General features: G+C 50.9%; 2 tRNA genes and 2 rRNA genes (1 of these 4 cut by a window edge). All 4 read right to left on the reverse strand.

What is annotated here, in order from left to right:
• Nucleotides 1-1473, reverse strand: a 23S ribosomal RNA gene (locus QTI45_RS35285); the annotation flags it as partial.
• 336 nt (nt 1474-1809) lie between these two features.
• Nucleotides 1810-1885, reverse strand: a tRNA-Ala gene (locus tag QTI45_RS35290).
• 49 nt (nt 1886-1934) lie between these two features.
• Nucleotides 1935-2011, reverse strand: a tRNA-Ile gene (locus QTI45_RS35295).
• Between the two features lie 70 nt (nt 2012-2081).
• Nucleotides 2082-2500, reverse strand: a 16S ribosomal RNA gene (locus tag QTI45_RS35300); it runs 1116 nt beyond the window's last position.

Genomic DNA, 2500 nt, shown 5'->3' on the forward strand with positions numbered 1-2500 from the left:
ACGCCTACTTCCCACTAAACCGGGATATCCAACACCCGGATGACCTATTAAGATCCGTCCCCACATCGCACTACACATCGGTACAGGAATATTGACCTGTTTCCCATCAGCTACGCATCTCTGCCTCGCCTTAGGGGCCGACTCACTCTACGCCGATGAACGTTGCGTAGAAAACCTTGCGCTTACGGCGAGGGGGCTTTTCACCCCCTTTAACGCTACTCATGTCAGCATTCGCACTTCTGATACCTCCAGCACGCTTTACAACGCACCTTCACAGGCTTACAGAACGCTCTCCTACCACTTGCAATAAATTGCAAATCCGCAGCTTCGGTAACTGGCTTAGCCCCGTTACATCTTCCGCGCAGGACGACTCGATCAGTGAGCTATTACGCTTTCTTTAAATGATGGCTGCTTCTAAGCCAACATCCTGACTGTTTTAGCCTTCCCACTTCGTTTCCCACTTAGCCAATTTTAGGGACCTTAGCTGGCGGTCTGGGTTGTTTCCCTCTTGAGTCCGGACGTTAGCACCCGGTGCTCTGTCTCCCAAGCTGTACTCGTCGGTATTCGGAGTTTGCCTTGGTTTGGTAAGTCGCCATGACCCCCTAGCCAAAACAGTGCTCTACCCCCGACGGTAATACTTGAGGCACTACCTAAATAGTTTTCGGAGAGAACCAGCTATTTCCAAGTTTGTTTAGCCTTTCACCCCTATCCACAGCTCATCCGCTAGTTTTGCAACACTAGTCGGTTCGGACCTCCAGTACCTGTTACGGCACCTTCATCCTGGCCATGGATAGATCACTTGGTTTCGGGTCTACACCCAGCGACTGATCGCCCTATTCGGACTCGATTTCTCTACGGCTTCCCTATTCGGTTAACCTTGCCACTGAATGTAAGTCGCTGACCCATTATACAAAAGGTACGCAGTCACCCCTTACGAGGCTCCTACTTTTTGTAAGCACGCGGTTTCAGGATCTATTTCACTCCCCTCCCGGGGTTCTTTTCGCCTTTCCCTCACGGTACTAGTTCACTATCGGTCGATGATGAGTATTTAGCCTTGGAGGATGGTCCCCCCATATTCAGACAGGATTTCTCGTGTCCCGCCCTACTTTTCGTTAGCTCAGTACCACACAGGTCTTTTCACGTACGGGGCTATCACCCGCTATGGCCAGTCTTTCCAAACTGTTCCGTTAAGTCTTGTGCTATCACTAACAGGCTCTTCCGATTTCGCTCGCCACTACTTTCGGAATCTCGGTTGATGTCTTTTCCTCGAGCTACTGAGATGTTTCAGTTCACCCGGTTCGCCTCGCATGCCTATGTATTCAGCATGCGATACCTTTGCAGGTGGGTTTCCCCATTCGGAAATCTCCGGATCAAAGCTAATTTGCCAGCTCCCCGAAGCTTATCGCAGGCTATCACGTCCTTCGTCGCCTATCATCGCCAAGGCATCCACCACGTGCTCTTATTCACTTGACCCTATAACTTTGACGTTTCTTCACAGAAACCAAAATCAATCAAGGAATTGCCAGGTCTTTCACCTGGCGCGTTATGCCGTACTTCATACTTTCGATTTGATTCGAAATTGAAGTTCATAATTGACGCAATCAAAAATTCATGTCGCTGATGGCACGGTCTGCACTAAACCTTTACGAATGTGCAGTTTCCACCAGCGACGCTAATTCGACTCTATGAATTTTTAAAGAACAGCCGATTGATCAAGAGATCTTGATCAACAACAAAGATGCCTCTTTCAAAGCAGCTTTGGTGTTGAGTATAAGTATCGTGTTGCAGCCCCGCCCGGGGCCTGAAGATTGGTGGAGGATGACGGGATCGAACCGACGACCCCCTGCTTGCAAAGCAGGTGCTCTCCCAGCTGAGCTAATCCCCCGGGTCCTCACAGATGGCGCTCGTCGCACCATTTGACCATTGGAAGAATTTGGTGGGTCTAGTTGGGCTCGAACCAACGACCCCCGCCTTATCAAGACGGTGCTCTAACCAGCTGAGCTACAGACCCATGTCGATCACTCGACTTCATCCAACAACCGATAAGTGTGGGCGTTCAGCTTGAACAGCTTTATTTCCAGAAAGGAGGTGATCCAGCCGCACCTTCCGATACGGCTACCTTGTTACGACTTCACCCCAGTCACGAACCCTGCCGTGGTAATCGCCCTCCTTGCGGTTAGGCTAACTACTTCTGGCAGAACCCGCTCCCATGGTGTGACGGGCGGTGTGTACAAGACCCGGGAACGTATTCACCGTGACATTCTGATCCACGATTACTAGCGATTCCGACTTCACGCAGTCGAGTTGCAGACTGCGATCCGGACTACGACTGGTTTTATGGGATTAGCTCCCCCTCGCGGGTTGGCAACCCTTTGTACCAGCCATTGTATGACGTGTGTAGCCCCACCTATAAGGGCCATGAGGACTTGACGTCATCCCCACCTTCCTCCGGTTTGTCACCGGCAGTCTCACTAGAGTGCCCAACTAAATGTAGCAACTA

Source organism: Variovorax saccharolyticus, from assembly GCF_030316765.1.
Lineage (GTDB): Bacteria > Pseudomonadota > Gammaproteobacteria > Burkholderiales > Burkholderiaceae_C > Variovorax > Variovorax saccharolyticus.